24 protein-coding genes are annotated in these 16663 nt (G+C 67.2%); 23 read left to right on the top strand and 1 reads right to left on the bottom strand.

Annotated elements, in window-relative coordinates; translation table 11 throughout:
• Positions 1-3 precede the first annotated feature (3 nt).
• The 19 genes from rplB to map all read left to right on the top strand — a co-directional run bounded on the left by rplB (position 4) and on the right by map (position 10652).
• Positions 4-843, top strand: a complete 840-nt coding sequence (gene rplB / locus AC59HU_RS13940) for a 50S ribosomal protein L2 (protein ID WP_497224023.1) — start codon at positions 4-6, stop codon at positions 841-843.
• 12 nt (positions 844-855) lie between these two features.
• Complete coding sequence (gene rpsS, locus AC59HU_RS13935) at positions 856-1137, top strand: 30S ribosomal protein S19 (protein ID WP_022897962.1); 282 nt, start codon at positions 856-858, stop codon at positions 1135-1137.
• Between the two features lie 27 nt (positions 1138-1164).
• The gene (rplV, locus tag AC59HU_RS13930) at positions 1165-1560 is read left to right on the top strand and encodes a 50S ribosomal protein L22 (protein WP_497224022.1); all 396 of its coding nucleotides are present in this window, start codon (positions 1165-1167) and stop codon (positions 1558-1560) included.
• Positions 1560-2324, top strand: a complete 765-nt coding sequence (rpsC, locus tag AC59HU_RS13925) for a 30S ribosomal protein S3 (protein WP_066041174.1) — start codon at positions 1560-1562, stop codon at positions 2322-2324. Before rplV ends, rpsC begins: the two co-directional genes overlap by 1 nt.
• A gap of 2 nt (positions 2325-2326) precedes the next feature.
• Complete coding sequence (gene rplP, locus AC59HU_RS13920; protein ID WP_497224021.1) at positions 2327-2746, top strand: 50S ribosomal protein L16; 420 nt, start codon at positions 2327-2329, stop codon at positions 2744-2746.
• The gene (gene rpmC / locus AC59HU_RS13915) at positions 2746-3063 is read left to right on the top strand and encodes a 50S ribosomal protein L29 (protein ID WP_497224020.1); all 318 of its coding nucleotides are present in this window, start codon (positions 2746-2748) and stop codon (positions 3061-3063) included. Before rplP ends, rpmC begins: the two co-directional genes overlap by 1 nt.
• Positions 3063-3386 (top strand): 30S ribosomal protein S17, encoded by a 324-nt coding sequence (rpsQ, locus tag AC59HU_RS13910; RefSeq protein WP_066041168.1) that lies wholly within the window; start codon positions 3063-3065, stop codon positions 3384-3386. Before rpmC ends, rpsQ begins: the two co-directional genes overlap by 1 nt.
• Before the next feature lies 1 nt (position 3387).
• Positions 3388-3756 carry a 50S ribosomal protein L14 gene (gene rplN, locus AC59HU_RS13905; protein WP_137837171.1) on the top strand — a complete coding sequence of 123 codons (369 nt, stop codon included), beginning with the start codon at positions 3388-3390 and terminating at the stop codon, positions 3754-3756.
• Positions 3757-3758: 2 nt separating this feature from the next.
• A complete protein-coding gene (rplX, locus tag AC59HU_RS13900; RefSeq protein WP_497224019.1) occupies positions 3759-4118 on the top strand; it encodes a 50S ribosomal protein L24 in 360 nt (119 codons plus the stop codon).
• Positions 4118-4711 carry a 50S ribosomal protein L5 gene (gene rplE, locus AC59HU_RS13895; protein WP_497224018.1) on the top strand — a complete coding sequence of 198 codons (594 nt, stop codon included), beginning with the start codon at positions 4118-4120 and terminating at the stop codon, positions 4709-4711. The genes rplX and rplE overlap by 1 nt, the downstream gene beginning before the upstream one ends.
• 76 nt (positions 4712-4787) lie before the next feature.
• Entirely contained in the window at positions 4788-5186 is a 399-nt protein-coding gene (gene rpsH / locus AC59HU_RS13890) for a 30S ribosomal protein S8 (protein WP_066041161.1), read from the top strand.
• Between the two features lie 6 nt (positions 5187-5192).
• The gene (gene rplF, locus AC59HU_RS13885; protein WP_066041159.1) at positions 5193-5729 is read left to right on the top strand and encodes a 50S ribosomal protein L6; all 537 of its coding nucleotides are present in this window, start codon (positions 5193-5195) and stop codon (positions 5727-5729) included.
• Positions 5730-5732: 3 nt separating this feature from the next.
• A complete protein-coding gene (gene rplR / locus AC59HU_RS13880) occupies positions 5733-6104 on the top strand; it encodes a 50S ribosomal protein L18 (RefSeq protein WP_497224017.1) in 372 nt (123 codons plus the stop codon).
• Between the two features lie 26 nt (positions 6105-6130).
• Positions 6131-6796: a 30S ribosomal protein S5 gene (gene rpsE / locus AC59HU_RS13875; RefSeq protein WP_497224016.1), complete on the top strand. Its 666-nt coding sequence runs from the start codon at positions 6131-6133 to the stop codon at positions 6794-6796.
• Positions 6796-6981 carry a 50S ribosomal protein L30 gene (gene rpmD / locus AC59HU_RS13870; protein ID WP_066041154.1) on the top strand — a complete coding sequence of 62 codons (186 nt, stop codon included), beginning with the start codon at positions 6796-6798 and terminating at the stop codon, positions 6979-6981. Before rpsE ends, rpmD begins: the two co-directional genes overlap by 1 nt.
• Positions 6981-7697, top strand: coding sequence for a 50S ribosomal protein L15 (gene rplO / locus AC59HU_RS13865; protein ID WP_497224015.1), 717 nt, complete (start codon positions 6981-6983; stop codon positions 7695-7697). The genes rpmD and rplO overlap by 1 nt, the downstream gene beginning before the upstream one ends.
• 134 nt (positions 7698-7831) lie before the next feature.
• Positions 7832-9154, top strand: coding sequence for a preprotein translocase subunit SecY (gene secY / locus AC59HU_RS13860; protein ID WP_066041149.1), 1323 nt, complete (start codon positions 7832-7834; stop codon positions 9152-9154).
• The gene (locus tag AC59HU_RS13855; protein WP_497224014.1) at positions 9151-9756 is read left to right on the top strand and encodes an adenylate kinase; all 606 of its coding nucleotides are present in this window, start codon (positions 9151-9153) and stop codon (positions 9754-9756) included. The genes secY and AC59HU_RS13855 overlap by 4 nt, the downstream gene beginning before the upstream one ends.
• A 44-nt stretch (positions 9757-9800) precedes the next feature.
• Entirely contained in the window at positions 9801-10652 is an 852-nt protein-coding gene (map, locus tag AC59HU_RS13850; RefSeq protein WP_497224013.1) for a type I methionyl aminopeptidase, read from the top strand.
• A gap of 31 nt (positions 10653-10683) precedes the next feature.
• Here map and AC59HU_RS13845 read toward each other — a convergent pair whose 3' ends face one another.
• Positions 10684-12606, bottom strand: a complete 1923-nt coding sequence (locus AC59HU_RS13845) for a BglG family transcription antiterminator (RefSeq protein WP_497224012.1) — start codon at positions 12604-12606, stop codon at positions 10684-10686.
• A 121-nt stretch (positions 12607-12727) separates the two neighbouring features.
• Here AC59HU_RS13845 and AC59HU_RS13840 point away from each other — a divergent pair, with 121 nt between their 5' ends.
• The 4 genes from AC59HU_RS13840 to AC59HU_RS13825 are packed head-to-tail and all read left to right on the top strand — an operon-like array spanning position 12728 to position 16663.
• On the top strand, positions 12728-13063 hold the full coding sequence (locus AC59HU_RS13840) for a PTS sugar transporter subunit IIB (protein ID WP_497224011.1): 336 nt from the start codon (positions 12728-12730) through the stop codon (positions 13061-13063).
• A 23-nt stretch (positions 13064-13086) separates the two neighbouring features.
• Positions 13087-13356: an HPr family phosphocarrier protein gene (locus AC59HU_RS13835; RefSeq protein WP_497224010.1), complete on the top strand. Its 270-nt coding sequence runs from the start codon at positions 13087-13089 to the stop codon at positions 13354-13356.
• Positions 13356-15023 carry a phosphoenolpyruvate--protein phosphotransferase gene (gene ptsP / locus AC59HU_RS13830; RefSeq protein ID WP_497224009.1) on the top strand — a complete coding sequence of 556 codons (1668 nt, stop codon included), beginning with the start codon at positions 13356-13358 and terminating at the stop codon, positions 15021-15023. Before AC59HU_RS13835 ends, ptsP begins: the two co-directional genes overlap by 1 nt.
• A 47-nt stretch (positions 15024-15070) precedes the next feature.
• The gene (locus tag AC59HU_RS13825; protein WP_497224008.1) at positions 15071-16663 is read left to right on the top strand and encodes a PTS mannitol transporter subunit IIBC; all 1593 of its coding nucleotides are present in this window, start codon (positions 15071-15073) and stop codon (positions 16661-16663) included.

Here is a 16663-nt window from a genome sequence, read left to right as displayed (position 1 = left end):
CACATGGCTATTCGCAAGTACAAGCCCACGACCCCTGGTCGTCGCGGTTCGTCCGTCTCGGACTTCGCCGAGATCACCCGTTCGACTCCTGAGAAGTCGCTGCTCCGCCCGCTCTCCAAGACCGGTGGCCGCAACAACCAGGGCCGGATCACGACCCGTCACATCGGTGGCGGTCACAAGCGCCAGTACCGCGTCATCGACTTCCGTCGCAATGACAAGGACGGCGTGAACGCCAAGGTCGCTCACATCGAGTACGACCCCAACCGCACCGCGCGCATCGCGCTGCTCCACTTCGTGGACGGCACCAAGCGCTACATCCTCGCGCCGAACAAGCTCGCCCAGGGCGACGTCGTCGAGTCGGGTGCCGGCGCGGACATCAAGCCCGGCAACAACCTGCCGCTGCGCAACATCCCCACCGGTACCGTGATCCACGCGATCGAGCTGAAGCCGGGCGGCGGCGCCAAGATGGCCCGCTCCGCCGGGACCTCGGTTCGTCTCGTGGCGAAGGACGGCCCCTACGCGCAGCTCCGTCTGCCGTCGGGCGAGATCCGCAACGTGGATGCGCGCTGCCGCGCCACCATCGGCGAGGTCGGCAACGCCGAGCAGTCGAACATCAACTGGGGCAAGGCCGGCCGTAACCGTTGGAAGGGCATCCGCCCGACCGTCCGTGGTGTCGCCATGAACCCGGTCGACCACCCGCACGGTGGTGGTGAGGGTAAGACGTCCGGTGGTCGTCACCCCGTCAGCCCGTGGGGTCAGGCCGAGGGCCGTACCCGTCACCCCAACAAGGAAAGCGACAAGCTCATCGTGCGTCGTCGGACCGTCGGCAAGAAGCGTAAGTAGGAGTCTCAGAAAATGCCACGCAGTCTCAAAAAGGGCCCCTTCGTCGACGACCACCTGTACCGCAAGGTCGTCACGCAGAACGAAGCCGGCTCCAAGAACGTCATCAAGACCTGGTCGCGCCGCTCGATGATCATCCCCGCGTTCCTCGGGCACACGATCGCCGTGCACGACGGTCGCAAGCACATCCCGGTGTTCATCACCGAGACCATGGTGGGTCACAAGCTGGGCGAGTTCGCCCCGACCCGCACCTTCCGTGGACACGTGAAGGACGACAAGAAGGGCCGTCGCCGCTAACCGCGGTGACGTGAAGGAGGAAGAGAAATGGTGGAGTCGATCGCACGCGTGCGTCACATCCGCGTCACCCCCATGAAGGCCCGTCGTGTCGTCAACATGATCCGTGGCCGTCAGGCCATCGAAGCGTTGGCCATCCTGAAGTTCGCCCCCCAGGGCGCTTCGGAGCCCGTGTACAAGCTGGTCGCCTCGGCGATCGCGAACGCACGGGTCAAGGCGGACGCCTCGAACAGCTACCTGGACGAGCAGGACCTCTTCATTGCGAAGGCCTACGTCGACCAGGGCACCACGCTCAAGCGTTTCCAGCCCCGTGCTCAGGGACGAGCGTTCCAGATCCTCAAGCGCACGAGCCACATCACGATCGTCCTCGCGACGCCGGATGAGGCCGCCTCGACCGAGGGCGCGAGCAAGAAGGTGAGCAAGTAATGGGCCAGAAAGTCAATCCCTACGGCTTCCGTCTCGGAATCACCACCGACCACGTGTCGCGCTGGTTCTCCGACAGCACGAAGAAGGGTCAGCGTTACAGCGACTACGTCGCCGAGGACGTGAAGATCCGCAACCTGCTGAAGACCTCCCTCGACCGCGCCGGTGTGGCGAAGATCGAGATCGAGCGCACCCGTGACCGTGTCCGCGTCGACATCCACACCGCCCGTCCGGGCATCGTGATCGGTCGTCGTGGCGCCGAGGCCGAGCGCATCCGTGCCGACCTCGAGAAGCTCACGGGCAAGCAGATCCAGCTGAACATCCTCGAGGTCAAGAACCCCGAGGCCGACGCTCAGCTCGTCGCGCAGGGCATCGCCGAGCAGCTCACCGCTCGCGTGGCGTTCCGTCGCGCGATGCGCAAGGGCCTGCAGGGCGCTCAGCGCGCCGGCGCCAAGGGTGTCCGCATCCAGGTGTCGGGTCGTCTCGGCGGTGCTGAGATGAGCCGCTCCGAGTTCTACCGTGAAGGTCGCGTTCCGCTGCACACCCTCCGCGCCAACATCGACTACGGCTTCTACGAGGCCAAGACGACGTTCGGCCGCATCGGTGTGAAGGTCTGGATCTACAAGGGCGACATCACCAACAAGGAGCTCGCTCGCGAGCAGGCCAACCAGAAGTCCTCGCGCCCCGAGCGCGGCGACCGTGACCGTCCGCGCCGCAACTCCGCCCCCAAGGCGGACGCACCGGTCGCAGCAGGAGTTGAGGCGTAATCATGCTTATCCCCCGTCGAGTCAAGCACCGTAAGCAGCACCACCCGGGACGCAGTGGCCAGGCCACCGGCGGCACCAAGGTGAGCTTCGGTGAGTACGGCATCCAGGCCATCACCCCCGCCTACGTGACGAACCGTCAGATCGAGTCCGCTCGTATCGCGATGACCCGTCACATCAAGCGTGGTGGAAAGGTGTGGATCAACATCTACCCCGACCGTCCGCTCACGAAGAAGCCTGCCGAGACCCGCATGGGTTCCGGTAAGGGTTCGCCCGAGTGGTGGGTCGCCAACGTCAAGCCGGGACGAGTGCTGTTCGAGCTGAGCGGCGTCAACGAGACGATCGCCCGCGAGGCACTCACCCGTGCAATTCACAAGCTGCCTCTCAAGGCACGCATCATCAAGCGCGAGGAGGGCGACGCGTAATGGCGATCGGATCCAAGGAGCTCGCCTCGGCTGAGCTCGACACGTTCGAAGAGTCCCGGCTGCTCGAGGAGCTCCGCAAGGCCAAGGAAGAGCTGTTCAACCTGCGCTTCCAGTCGGCGACCGGCCAGCTCGAGAGCCACGGCCGGCTCCGTGCCGTGAAGCGCGACATCGCTCGCATCTACACGGTCATCCGCGAGCGGGAGCTCGGCATCCGTGCCACCCCCGCCCCCGTCGAGGCTCCGGCCAAGACGACCAAGAAGTCCAAGAAGGCAGCCGAGGCCGAGGCCCCCGCTGCAGACGCTGAGGAGGCGAAGTAATGGCTAAGACCGAAGAGAAGGTCGTCGCGGCCGGCCACGAGTCGTCCTCGCACGACGTCAAGGACGAGGCGGCCCGCGGATACCGCAAGGCTCGTCGCGGCTACGTGACCAGCGACAAGATGGACAAGACCATCGTCGTCGAGGTCGAGGACCGCGTGAAGCACCCGCTGTACGGCAAGGTCATCCGCCGCACCTCCAAGGTGAAGGCGCACGACGAGACCAACAGCGCCGGGGTCGGCGACCTCGTCCTCATCAACGAGACCCGTCCGCTGAGCGCCTCCAAGCGCTGGCGCCTGGTCGAGATCCTGGAGAAGGCGAAGTAACATGCTGCAGCAAGAATCACGAGTCAAGGTCGCCGACAACACCGGCGCCAAGGAGCTCCTGACGATTCGTGTGCTCGGTGGATCCGGCCGTCGCTACGCAGGTCTCGGCGATGTCATCGTCGCGACCGTGAAGGACGCCATCCCCGGCGGAAACGTCAAGAAGGGCGATGTGGTCAAGGCCGTCATCGTCCGTACCGTCAAGTCGACCCGTCGTCCCGACGGCTCCTACATCAAGTTCGACGAGAACGCCGCTGTGATCCTGAAGAACGACGGTGACCCCCGTGGCACCCGTATCTTCGGCCCGGTCGGCCGTGAGCTCCGTGACAAGAAGTTCATGAAGATCATCTCGCTGGCACCGGAGGTCATTTAGTCATGGCAAACATCAAGAAGGGTGACCTGGTTCAGGTCATCTCCGGAGCGACCCAGGAACGCGGCGGAGACCGCGGCAAGCAGGGTCGCGTCATCGAGGTCCTGGTCGAGAAGGACCGCGTGGTCGTCGAGGGTGTCAACTTCGTCACCAAGCACGTCCGCGTCGGCCAGACCCAGCGCGGCACCAAGACCGGCGGCATCGAGACCATGGAGGCGCCGATCCACGTGTCGAACGTCGCCCTGGTCGACCCCGAGACCAAGAAGCCGACCCGTGTCGGCCACCGAAACGAAGAAGTGACCAAGGACGGCGTCACCAAGACCGTCCGCGTTCGCTACGCGAAGAAGTCAGGTAAGGACCTCTGATGAGCACCGACACTGCCGCGCCGGCTGGCAAAATCCAGCCCCGCCTGAAGCAGAAGTACAAGAGCGAGATCGTCGATCAGCTCACCAAGGACTTCGGTTTCACGAACGTGCACCAGGTGCCCGGCGTCGTGAAGATCGTCGTGAACACCGGTGTCGGCGAAGCGGCCCGCGATGGCAAGGTCATCGACGGCGCCGTGAAGGACCTCACCGCGATCACCGGTCAGAAGCCGCAGGTCACCAAGGCCCGCAAGTCGATCGCGCAGTTCAAGCTGCGTGAGGGACAGCCGATCGGCGCCCACGTGACGCTGCGAGGCGACCGCGCCTGGGAGTTCATGGACCGCCTGGTCTCGCTCGCCCTGCCCCGTATCCGCGACTTCCGCGGTCTCTCGGACCAGCAGTTCGACGGCCGTGGCAACTACACCTTCGGTCTGACCGAGCAGTCGATGTTCCACGAGATCGACCAGGACAAGATCGACCGCGTGCGTGGATTCGACATCACCGTCGTCACCACCGCGAAGAACGACGACGAGGGTCGCGCGCTGCTCAAGGCGCTCGGGTTCCCCTTCAAGTCGAACGACAGCACCACCAACTAGCTCCACCCACCCACGACGACCACAGGTCGGCATCCTCGGAAAGGGTGTCGAAACCAGGCGCGAAAGGCAATAGATCATGACAATGACAGATCCGGTCGCAGACATGCTGACCAGACTGCGCAACGCGAACTCGGCACACCACGACACGGTGTCGATGCCGCACTCCAAGCTGAAGTCGCACATCGCCGACATCCTGAAGTCCGAGGGCTACATCTCGGGCTGGGAGGTCACGGACGCGAAGGTCGGGCAGACGCTCACGCTGAACCTGAAGTTCGGCCCGAACCGCGAGCGCTCGATCGCCGGCATCAAGCGGGTGTCCAAGCCCGGACTCCGCGTCTACGCGAAGTCGACCGAGATCCCCACGGTGCTCGGTGGCCTCGGCGTCGCTATCCTGTCCACCTCCTCGGGTCTGCTGACGGACCGCCAGGCGAGCAAGAAGGGCGTAGGTGGGGAAGTCCTCGCCTATGTGTGGTAACTGACAATGTCACGAATCGGACGTCTTCCCATCGACATCCCTGCCGGCGTCACCGTCACCATCGACGGCCAGCAGGTTGCAGTCAAGGGGCCCAAGGGCGAGCTCGCACTCGTCATCGCGGCCCCGATCGCGGCCACGGTCGAGGAGAACCAGGTTCTCGTCACCCGTCCGGATGACGAGCGCACCTCGCGCTCGCTCCACGGCCTCACGCGTACCCTCATCGCGAACCAGATCATCGGCGTCACCACGGGCTACTCCAAGAGCCTCGAGGTCGTCGGAACCGGTTACCGCGTCGCTGCCAAGGGCAGCGGCGTCGAGTTCGCACTCGGGTACTCGCACCCCATCTCGGTCGAGCCGCCTGCGGGCATCACGTTCACCGTCGAGGGAAACAACAAGCTCACGGTCAACGGAATCGACAAGCAGGCTGTCGGTGAGGTTGCCGCCAACATTCGCAAGCTGCGCAAGCCCGAGCCCTACAAGGGCAAGGGTGTGCGGTACGCCGGCGAGGTCGTTCGCCGCAAGGCCGGAAAGAGTGGTAAGTAAGCCATGGCTACTGGAACCAGAGGAAAGTCGAAGTCCGCTGCCCGCGATCGCCGGCACGCTCGTCTTCGCAAGAAGGTCGAGGGCACGCCCGCGCGTCCCCGCCTCGTCGTCACCCGTTCGGCTCGTCACGTCTTCGTGCAGATCGTCGACGACAGCAAGGGTCACACCCTCGCGTCGGCCTCGACGCTCGAGACCGACATGCGCAGCTTCGACGGTGACAAGACCGCCAAGGCCAAGAAGGTCGGTGAGCTGGTCGCCGAGCGCGCCAAGCTCGCCGGTGTCGAGGCCGTCGTATTCGACCGCGGTGGTAACCGCTACGCCGGTCGCGTCGCGGCCATCGCCGATGGAGCACGAGAGGGTGGTCTGAACCTGTGAGCACGGAAACCAACAAAGAGCCGGACGTGGCAGCGATCACCGAGGCCCCCGTCGAGACGGCTGCCTCCAGCGGCCAGAACGCGACCGAGCCCCGTGAGGCCCGTCGTGGCGGCCGGGAGCGCAACCCGAACCGCGGCGACCGCGGAGGACGTGACTCGGACAAGAGCAACTTCCTCGAGCGCGTCGTCACCATCAACCGCGTCTCCAAGGTCGTGAAGGGTGGTCGTCGCTTCAGCTTCACCGCTCTCGTGGTCGTCGGAGACGGCAACGGTCTGGTGGGCGTCGGCTACGGCAAGGCCCGCGAGGTGCCGACCGCGATCTCGAAGGGCGTCGAGGAGGCGAAGAAGAACTTCTTCCGCGTCCCCCGCGTCGGAAACACGATCCCCCACCCGGTTCAGGGTGAGGCGGCCGCCGGTGTGGTGCTCCTGCGCCCCGCCGCCGCCGGTACCGGTGTCATCGCCGGTGGCCCGGTCCGCGCCGTCCTCGAGTGCGCCGGGATCCACGACATCCTTTCGAAGTCGCTCGGCTCGTCGAACACGATCAACATCGTGCACGCGACCGTCGAGGCCCTGAAGCAGCTCGAGGAGCCGCGCGCCGTCGCCGCTCGTCGTGGCCTCGACTTCGAAGACGTCGCCCCGGCCCGCCTCGTGCGCGCCGAGGCCGACGCCCTCGCAGCGAAGGCAGGTGCATGATGGCCGCGCGTCTGAAGATTACCCAGATCAAGTCCAAGATCAGCGAGAAGCAGAACCAGCGTGACACGCTGCGCAGCCTCGGACTGAAGCGCATCAACGACATCGTCGTGCGCGAAGACAACGCCCAGAACCGCGGCTACGTGCGCACCGTCGCACACCTGGTGAAGGTCGAGGAGATTGACTAATGGCTGAAGAAGAAGCCAAGGAGACCGCCCCCAAGGCTGCTCCGAAGAAGGCTGCCGCCCCCAAGAAGGCCGCTGCTCCCAAGGCCGACGCCCCCAAGGCGACGGCTGCGAAGGCGGATGCTGCGGAGAAGGCGCCTGCGAAGGCCGCTGCCCCCAAGAAGGCCGCCGCGCCCAAGGCCGACAAGGCCGAGGCTGCGGAGAAGGCTCCGGCCGCCGCCAAGGCGCCCGCGGCCAAGGCCGCCCCGAAGGCTTCGGCCGACGAGGCTGCCGGCCCCCGCGAGCACGTGCTCAAGGTGCACCACCTCCGTCCGGCTCCCGGTGCCAAGAAGGCCCGTACCCGCGTCGGCCGTGGTGAGGGTTCCAAGGGTAAGACCGCGGGCCGTGGCACCAAGGGCACCAAGGCCCGCTACCAGGTGCGCGTCGGCTTCGAGGGTGGGCAGATGCCGCTGCACATGCGCACCCCGAAGCTGCGCGGCTTCAAGAACCCGTTCCGCGTCGAGTACCAGGTGGTGAACCTGCAGAAGCTCGCGGAGCTCTACCCGGCCGGTGGCGATGTCACCGTCGGCGACCTGGTCGCCAAGGGTGCGGTTCGCAAGAACGAAAAAGTGAAGGTTCTCGGCGATGGCGACATCGCGGTGAAGCTGAACGTCGCGGTCGACAAGGTCTCCGGCTCCGCTGAGCAGAAGATCGTCGCCGCTGGTGGTTCCGTCAAGTAGAGGTACCCCAAAACCGGTGACCCGATCCGTCGGCAGTAGTCAGATGCGTCATGAGAATGAGGTAGCCTGTCGAGGCCACGAATCGGGTCACCGGCTTTCTTGGCATTGAGCCACACGAACGCAGGAGGCCCTTTTTGTTCAAAGCCGTCGCGAGGATCTTCCGGACTCCGGACCTCAGAAGGAAGATCGGCTTCACGCTCGGCATCGTCGCGCTGTTCCGTCTGGGATCGTTCATCCCCGCACCGTTCGTCGACTTCGCCAACGTCCAGACCTGTCTGGCCGCGAACCAGGGCACCTCGGGCCTCTACGAGCTCGTCAACCTGTTCTCCGGCGGCGCCCTGCTCCAGCTGTCGATCTTCGCGCTGGGGATCATGCCGTACATCACGGCCTCGATCATCGTGCAGCTGCTGCGCGTGGTCATCCCTCACTTCGAGACCCTCTACAAGGAGGGTCAGTCGGGCCAGAGCCGCCTGACGCAGTACACCCGCTACCTCACCATCGCGCTGGGTGTCCTGCAGTCCACCACGCTCATCACGGTCGCCCGCTCGGGCGCCCTGTTCGGCACCTCCACCGTCGCCGAGTGCGGCCAGCTGATCACCAACGACGCCTGGTACGCCATCCTGCTCATGGTCATCACGATGACCGCCGGCACCGGTGTCATCATGTGGATGGGCGAGCTCATCACCGAGCGCGGCATCGGCAACGGCATGTCGCTGCTGATCTTCACTTCGATCGCCGCCCGCTTCCCCGAGTCGCTCGGCCTCATCGCTCAGACGAAGGGCTTCGAGACCTTCCTGATCGTGATCGTCGTCGGTATCGGCGTGGTCTTCGCGGTGGTCTACGTCGAGCTGTCGCAGAGACGCATCCCGGTGCAGTACGCCAAGCGTGTCGTCGGGAGACGGACGTACGGCGGCAACAACACCTACATCCCGATCAAGGTCAACATGGCCGGCGTCGTGCCCGTCATCTTCGCCTCGTCGCTGTTGTACCTGCCCGCGCTGATCGCACAGTTCAACCAGCCCGCCGCCGGGCAGCAGCCCGCCGGCTGGGTGACCTGGATCAACAACTACCTGGTCCGGGGCGATCACCCGCTCTACATGCTTCTGTACTTCCTGCTCATCGTCGGGTTCACCTACTTCTACGTCGCGATCACCTTCAACCCCGAAGAGGTCGCCGACAACATGAAGAAGTTCGGTGGCTTCATCCCCGGCATCCGTGCCGGCCGCCCGACCGCCGAGTACCTCGACTACGTGCTCACCCGCATCACGCTGCCGGGTTCGATCTACCTGGGGTTGATCGCGCTGCTGCCGTTGATCGCGCTGGTCGCGGTCGGCGCGAACCAGAACTTCCCGTTCGGTGGCGCGTCGATCCTGATTATCGTCGGCGTCGGCCTCGAGACCGTGAAGCAGATCGACTCGCAGCTGCAGCAGCGGCACTATGAGGGACTGCTGCGATGACCGTGCCCGGCGGAGCCTCTGACGCGAGCGGGGCCCTGCGCCTCCTGCTGATCGGTCCTCCCGGAGCCGGCAAGGGAACGCAGGCGGCACGCCTCTCCGAGGCGTACGGCATCCCCGCGATCTCGACCGGAGACATCTTCCGCGAGAACGTCAAGAACGGCACCGAGCTGGGTGTGCAGGCCAAGGGCTTCATGGATGCGGGCCAGTACGTGCCCGACTCGCTGACCAACGACCTCGTGCGCGACCGGCTGGGCCAGCCCGACGTGGCCGACGGCTTCCTGCTCGACGGCTACCCGCGGACGCTGCAGCAGGTCGAGGAGCTCGACAGCATCCTCGGTGTCGACGGCTATTCGCTGGATGCGGTGGTCGTGCTCACCGCCGACACCGACGAGGTCGTCACCCGCCTCCTCAAGCGCTCGGCCGAACAGGGTCGCAGCGACGACACCGAAGAGGTCATCCGCAAGCGTCTGGACGTGTACGAGGAGCAGACCGCTCCGCTGGTCGCCGTCTACGACGAGCGCGGCCTCGTGGTGAACGTCGACGGCCTCGGCGACATCGACGTGGTCACCGGCCGGATCATCGCGGCCCTCGCCGCACGATGAGCCCTCGGCTCCACCCCTGATCGGACGGACGGGATGATCGGACGATGATCGGACGCAAGAAGGGCATCTACAAGACGCCGGAAGAACTCCGGCTGATGGTGGAGCCCGGTCTCGTGACCGCGGCGTCGCTCGCAGCGGTGCGGAAGGCCATCCGTCCCGGCATCACGACGCTCGAGCTCGACGCGATCGCGGATCGCACGATCCGCTCGCTCGGCGGAATCTCGAACTTCCAGCTCGTACCGGGCTACGCCCACACGGTCTGCACCTCGGTGAACGAGGACATCGTGCACGGGATCCCCGGCGGCCGGGTGCTCGAGCCCGGCGACATCGTCTCGATCGACAGCGGGGCCGAGGTAGACGGCTGGAACGGCGACTCCGCGATCACGATCGTGCTCGACGATCCGTCCCGCCCCGAGGAGGTCGCCCGCCGGCGCCTGCTCTCCGACGTCACCGAGCAGTCGCTCTGGCACGGCATCGCCCGACTCGCGACCGCGCGGCACCTCAACGAGGTGGGCGAGGCGATCGAGGAGTACGTCGAGGATCACCCGTCGACGCGCGAGGGAGCCGTCTACGGCATCCTGACCGACTACATCGGGCACGGGATCGGCCGCAGCATGCACGAGGCGCCGCCGGTGTTCAACTACCGCGTGCGTCAGCGCGGCCCGGAGGTGAAGCCGGGCCTCGTGGTCGCGATCGAACCGATGATCACGGCTGGCACGGCCGAGACCTTTGTGCGGGAAGACGAGTGGACCGTGGCCTCGGCCGACGGCAGCATGTCCTCGCACTGGGAGCACTCGGTCGCGGTGCACGAGAACGGCATCTGGGTACTCACCGCCGAAGACGGCGGGGCCGCGGCCCTCGCCCCCCTCGGCGTCACCCCCGTCCCCATCCCCTAGCGCAGTATCCCGCTGGCGCCGTGGCGCGGGTTCAGACGTCCATGACGTGGACCAGGGCGTCTATGAAGGACGCGAAGTCAGTGGAGCCACGGACGATGCGCTGCATGTCGTCGCGCTCGGCGAAGACCTCGACCAGCTGGTCGAAGACGTTCTGGAACGCCTTGCGACCGCTCGCGCTGAACGCGATCAGGGCGATGACGTTGACCCGGTTGTCGCCCCAGGTCATCGGCGTCTCGTTGACGACCAGGGCGATGGCGGTTCGGGATGCGGTCATCGCCATCGCGTGGGGCACCGCGATGGTGTCGGTGAAGGCGGTCGACGACATCCGCTCGCGCTCGATCGCGCCCTCGACGTAGCTCTCGTCGATCACGCCGAGCGAGACCATCGCGCCCCCGAGCATCCGGATCAGCTCCGCCTCGGAGCCCGCCTCGACGTTGCGGTAGAACAGCCGCTCGTCGAAGTACTGCAGCAGCTCGTCCTTGATCTCCATCCGCCGCCGGTGCCGGCGCACCGCGGCGATCGCCCGCCGCACCGACTGCAGGTCGCCCTCGGTGAGGAAGGGCTGGATGACGACGACGTTGTCGCGGATCGTCGGCACCGGGATGGTGGTCACGACGATGTCGGAGGAGAGCGCCGACCAGTCGACGTCGGCGCGCGTGATCACGACGTCGACCTGCAGCTCGGAGCCCAGCTCGGCCTCGAGCTTCTGCCGCAGCATCAGGTGCATGTCGTAGTAGCCCGGAGACACGATCGCGCAGGTCACCCGCTCCTCGCGCAGGTTCTGGCGCTCGAGGTAGGAGCCGACGTGCAGGGCGATGTAGGCGATCTCGTCCTCGGTGACGACGATCTGCTCACGTCGCTGGATCTGGCTGGCGATGAAGACGGCGAGCTCGTAGATCATCGGGTACGAGCCCTTGATCGAGCGGGTCATGGGGTTCCGCGAGAACGAGTTCTCCTGGGCGCGGGCGACGAGGTTGCGGATGTGCAGGCTCAGCCGCACGATGAAGTCCTCGTCGTTGAGGTCGACCAGGTACTCGTCGCTGGCGAGCCGCACGATGTCGCGCATCGCGGCCAGATCGTCAGGATCGAGGTAGCTCGAGGCGACCGCCTCGGCCGGCTGCCCGTGACCGGGGGTGAGCACCCGCGTGGTCAGCAGCACCGAGAGGTACCGCAGCTCGCGGGTGCCGAGTGCGGCACCGAAGTGCGAGCGGATGAGCTCGTCGAGCTGGGGGGAGACGTCGAGCTCGGTGTCGGGCACCGGCTGATCCTCCGCCGGCTCGATCGACTGCTGCTTGCCGACGCGGTCGACCGCGATCGCGATGTGCAGCAGCACGTTGTTGATCGAGTACTCGTTGACGAAGTAGCCGTTGCCGTCGAGCATCGCGATCAGGTCGGACTTGAAGCCCGCGAGGTTCTCCGAGGAGAACTCGCGCTGGATGTTCTCCAGATCGAGGAAGCCCTGGGCGCTCTCGTCGCGGAAGATGCGGCTCAGCAGCCGGCGCCGGTTGAGCTCGGTACCGGCCAGGGAGACGATGCTGCCGCGCCGCACCAGCGAGAGGCCCGCCTCTTCGATCAAGAGCTTCGCCTTGCGGAGATCGGCCTCGATCGTCGAGTCGCTCACGAACAGCCCCGCGGCGAGGTCGTAGACGTCGAGGCCGTCGATCGAGTCACCGAGACTGCGGATGATGACGTGCACCCGTTCGCGCGGACTGCCCGGCTCGGTGTCGCGCGAGCGGCGGTCGGCGACGAACGCGGCGTAGGCCTCGCGGTTCAGCCGGTACCCGCTCGTGGAGGAGACGATCACCTCGAGCGGCTTCGCGGCCGTCTTCACGCTGGTGACGTAGCTGCGCACGCTGCGCGTCGTGACGCCCAGCCGGTCGGCGAGCTCACCGGCGGTGACCCAGTCGTCGGACTCGGCCAGATACGCCAGCAGCCGTTCGTACTTCTCGCTCATCTGGGCCCAGTCTACGTGGGGGAGGCGCCGCTTCCGGGGGTCCGGAAACAACCCTGCTGGATCGTCGACCCCCGGTGGCGCATGATCGTCTGAGATCGAAGCAGGACGCGAGGAGGCGTGCGTGGACAGGGTGCTGATCGTCTGCGGTGCGGGAGCGTCGAGCACGTTCCTCGCTCTCCGGATGCGCCGGGCACTCCGCGAACGCGACCTCGACCTCGTGGTGGAAGCCGGGACGGTCGCCGACGTCGGCGAACGACTCGCGGCCACGCGCATCCTGCTGGTCGGCCCCCACCTCGCGGAGCAGTTCGGCGCCCTCGCCGGCGAAGCCGCCGCCGCCGGTGCGGACGCAGGCCTGCTGCCCGGAACCGTGTACGGACCGGACGGCGGGGAACTCGCAGCCGACATCGTGACCGAACTCCTCGCCGCCCGCAGGAGCTCACGCCCCAGCGCTCAGTGATGAGCGGAGACAAGGAGAAGAACATGGCCGAACGCACCGTCGAAATCGCGTCGAAGCACGGACTCCACGCCCGTCCGGCGACCCTCTTCACCCAGACCGTGGCGAAGTCCGGTCTGCCCGTGCAGATCTCGAAGGCGAGCGGTCGCACCGTGAACGCCGCGAGCATCCTCGGCGTCATCTCGCTGGGCATCGAGCACGGCGACACCGTGACCCTCGTCTCCGAGGACCCGGGTTCGGACGCGCTGCTCGACGAGCTCGCCGCCCTCCTGGCCTCCGACCTGGACGCCGAGTGATGGGGGAGTCCACGCTGCAGGGCACCGGGATCGGTCGCGGCATCGCCGTCGGCCCAGTGCTCCGGATGCCTGACCCGCTCCCCGAGCCCGACGAGACCCCCAGCGCCCTCACCCCCGACGCCGAGAAGGAGCGCGCGCGGGCCTCGCTCGCCGCGACCGCCGCGATCATCCGTCACCGCGGTGAGCGCGCCGGCGGTTCGGCGAAGGACGTGCTCGAGGCCCAGGCCTTCATGGCCGAGGACCCGACCCTGATCGACGACGTCGGCGAGCGGATCGACACCGGCAAGACCGCCGAGCGGGCGGTCTTCGAGGCCTTCGCCGCCTTCCGCGAGCTGCTGCTGAGCATGGGCGGCTACATGGGCGAGCGGGCGACCGACCTCGACGACGTCTCGCAGCGGGTCGTTGCGCACCTGCGCGGGGTGCCGGCTCCCGGCGTCCCCGACCCCGACCACGCATTCGTGCTCGTCGCCCGCGACCTGGCCCCGGCCGACACGGCCCTGCTCGACCTGTCGAAGGTGCTCGCGCTCGTCACGAGTGACGGCGGCCCCACCTCGCACACCGCCATCCTCGCTCGCGAGAAGTCCATCGTGGCCGTCGTCGGCGTCGCGGATGCGCTGGGCCTGGTCGACGGCACCGAGATCGTCGTCGACGCCTCCAGCGGCGTCGTCACCGTCGCGCCCGACGCCGGCGAGCGGGATGCGGCGATCGCCCGCGCCGAGGAGCTCAAGGCCGCCCGCAACGCGGCGACCGGCCCGGGAACCCTTGCCGACGGCACTCTGGTGCCGCTCCTGGCGAACCTCGGTTCGGCCGACGGCGCGGAGGACGCGCTCGCGAAGGGCGCCGAGGGCGTCGGCCTGTTCCGCACCGAGTTCCTCTTCCTCGACTCGACGAGCGCCCCCACCGTCGAGGAGCAGAAGACGCAGTACGTGCGCCTGCTGCAGGCCTTCGCCGGCAAGAAGGTCGTCGTGCGGGCCCTGGATGCGGGAGCCGACAAGCCCCTCAGCTTCCTGAACGACGCCGCGGAGGAGAACCCCGCGCTCGGTCTGCGCGGCCTCCGCGCCCTGCGGGCCAACGAGCCGATCCTCCGCGACCAGCTCGCCGCGCTCGCCGCGGCCGACGCCCAGACCGACGCCGACCTCTGGGTGATGGCGCCGATGGTCTCGACCGTCGAGGAGACCCGCTACTTCACCGCCCTCGCCCGCGAGGCGGGGCTGAAGACGGCCGGCGTAATGGTCGAGGTGCCCTCCTCCGCTCTCCTGGCCGACCGCATCCTGGCCGACGCCGACTTCGCGTCGATCGGCACCAATGACCTGACCCAGTACACCCTCGCCGCCGACCGCCTGCTCGGTTCGGTCGCCTCGTTCCAGGATCCGTGGCACCCCGCGGTGCTGAAGCTGGTCGGCGAGGTCGGCAAGGCCGGTCAGGCCACCGGCAAGCCCGTCGGCATCTGCGGCGAGGCGGCGGCCGACCCGCTGCTCGCCGTCGTGCTCGTCGGCCTCGGAGCCACCACCCTCTCGATGTCGCCGTCGGCCCTGGCCGACGTGCGCGCCGAACTCTCCCGCTTCACGCGGGAGGACGCCCGTCGATTCGCCGAGCTCGCACTCTCGGCGAACAGCGCGGTCGAAGCCCGAGCGGCGGTCACCTCGGCCGCCGCGACCACCGAGTAACACCCCTTCACCCGCAACCCTATGAACACAGAATTGGAGCAGTCGTCATGACAACGACGTCAGGAACCACGACAGGGGGTGGGGCCCGGGTGCGCGTTCAGCGCTTCGGAACCTTCCTCTCGGGCATGGTCATGCCCAACATCCCCGCCTTCATCGCCTGGGGCCTCATCACGAGCCTCTTCATCGCCACCGGCTGGCTGCCGAACGGCATCCTCGGCGGCTTCGGCAACGCGGACGCGATCGGCTGGACCGGGGCGGCGACGGCGCTGGCCCAGGCCGACGACGGAACCACCTTCCCGCAGTACGTCGGCCTCGTCGGCCCGATGATCACGTACCTGCTGCCGCTCCTGATCGCGAACACCGGTGGCCGCATGGTCTACGGCGCCCGCGGTGGTGTGGTCGGCACGATCGCGACCATGGGTGTCATCGTCGGCGCGGACATCCCGATGTTCATCGGCGCGATGATCATGGGCCCGCTCGGCGCCTGGCTGATCAAGCAGATCGACAAGATCTGGGCCGGCAAGATCAAGGCCGGCTTCGAGATGCTGGTCGACAACTTCTCCGCCGGTATCCTCGGCGGCCTGCTGGCGATCGCCGGCTTCTTCGGCATCGCCCCGGTCATCCAGGGTCTGTCGAAGGCCCTCGAGACCGGCGTCGACTGGCTGATCAGCATGGGCCTGCTCCCGCTGGCCTCGATCCTGGTCGAGCCGGGCAAGGTGCTGTTCCTGAACAACGCCATCAACCACGGCGTCTTCACGCCGCTGGGTGTGCAGCAGGTGGCGGAGCAGGGCAAGTCGATCCTGTTCCTGATCGAGGCGAACCCCGGCCCGGGCCTCGGCATCCTGCTGGCCTTCTCGATCTTCGGGATCGGCCTGGCCAAAGCGAGCGCCCCCGGTGCGGTCATCATCCAGTTCTTCGGCGGCATCCACGAGATCTACTTCCCCTACGTGCTGTCCAAGCCGATGACGATCCTCGCGGCCATCGCCGGTGGCGCCACCGGTGTCGCGGTCAACGTGCTCTTCAACTCCGGCCTGCGCGCCCCGGCCTCGCCCGGGAGCATCATCGCGGTGCTGGCGCAGACGGCTCCCGACAGCTACGTGGGCGTCATCCTCTCGGTCATCGCCGCCGCGGCCGTCTCCTTCCTGGTGACCGCGATCATCCTGCGGGCCAGCCGGAAGCGCGACCTCGAAAAGGAGGGCGCGGGCGACCTCTCGGCCGCCATCGCCCAGACCGAGGCGAACAAGGGCAAGGAGAGCTCGGTGCTCGGAAACCTGCGCGCCGAGGGCGTCCCCGCCGCCGACGCGGAGGTCGTGGCCGAGCAGACCTCGCTGCTGACCGACACCCGACCGATCTCGAACATCGTGTTCGCCTGCGACGCCGGGATGGGATCCAGTGCCATGGGCGCGTCGGTGCTGCGGAATAAGATCAAGAAGGCCGGTATCGACGGGGTCACGGTGGTCAACAAGGCCATCGCCAACCTCGACGACGACATCGACCTGGTGATCACCCAGCGCGAGCTGACCCCCCGGGCCCAGCAGCGCACCCCCAGCGCCGAGCACATCTCGGTGGACAACTTCATGAACAGCCCCGCGTACGACGAGGTCGTCGAGAAGCTGAAGCAGCAGGCCGCCGCCAAATAG

The sequence above is a fragment of the Herbiconiux sp. 320_LB genome (assembly GCF_059691755.1).
Note: the sequence above shows the minus strand (reverse complement) of the source record. Positions and strands in the feature narration are given on the sequence as shown.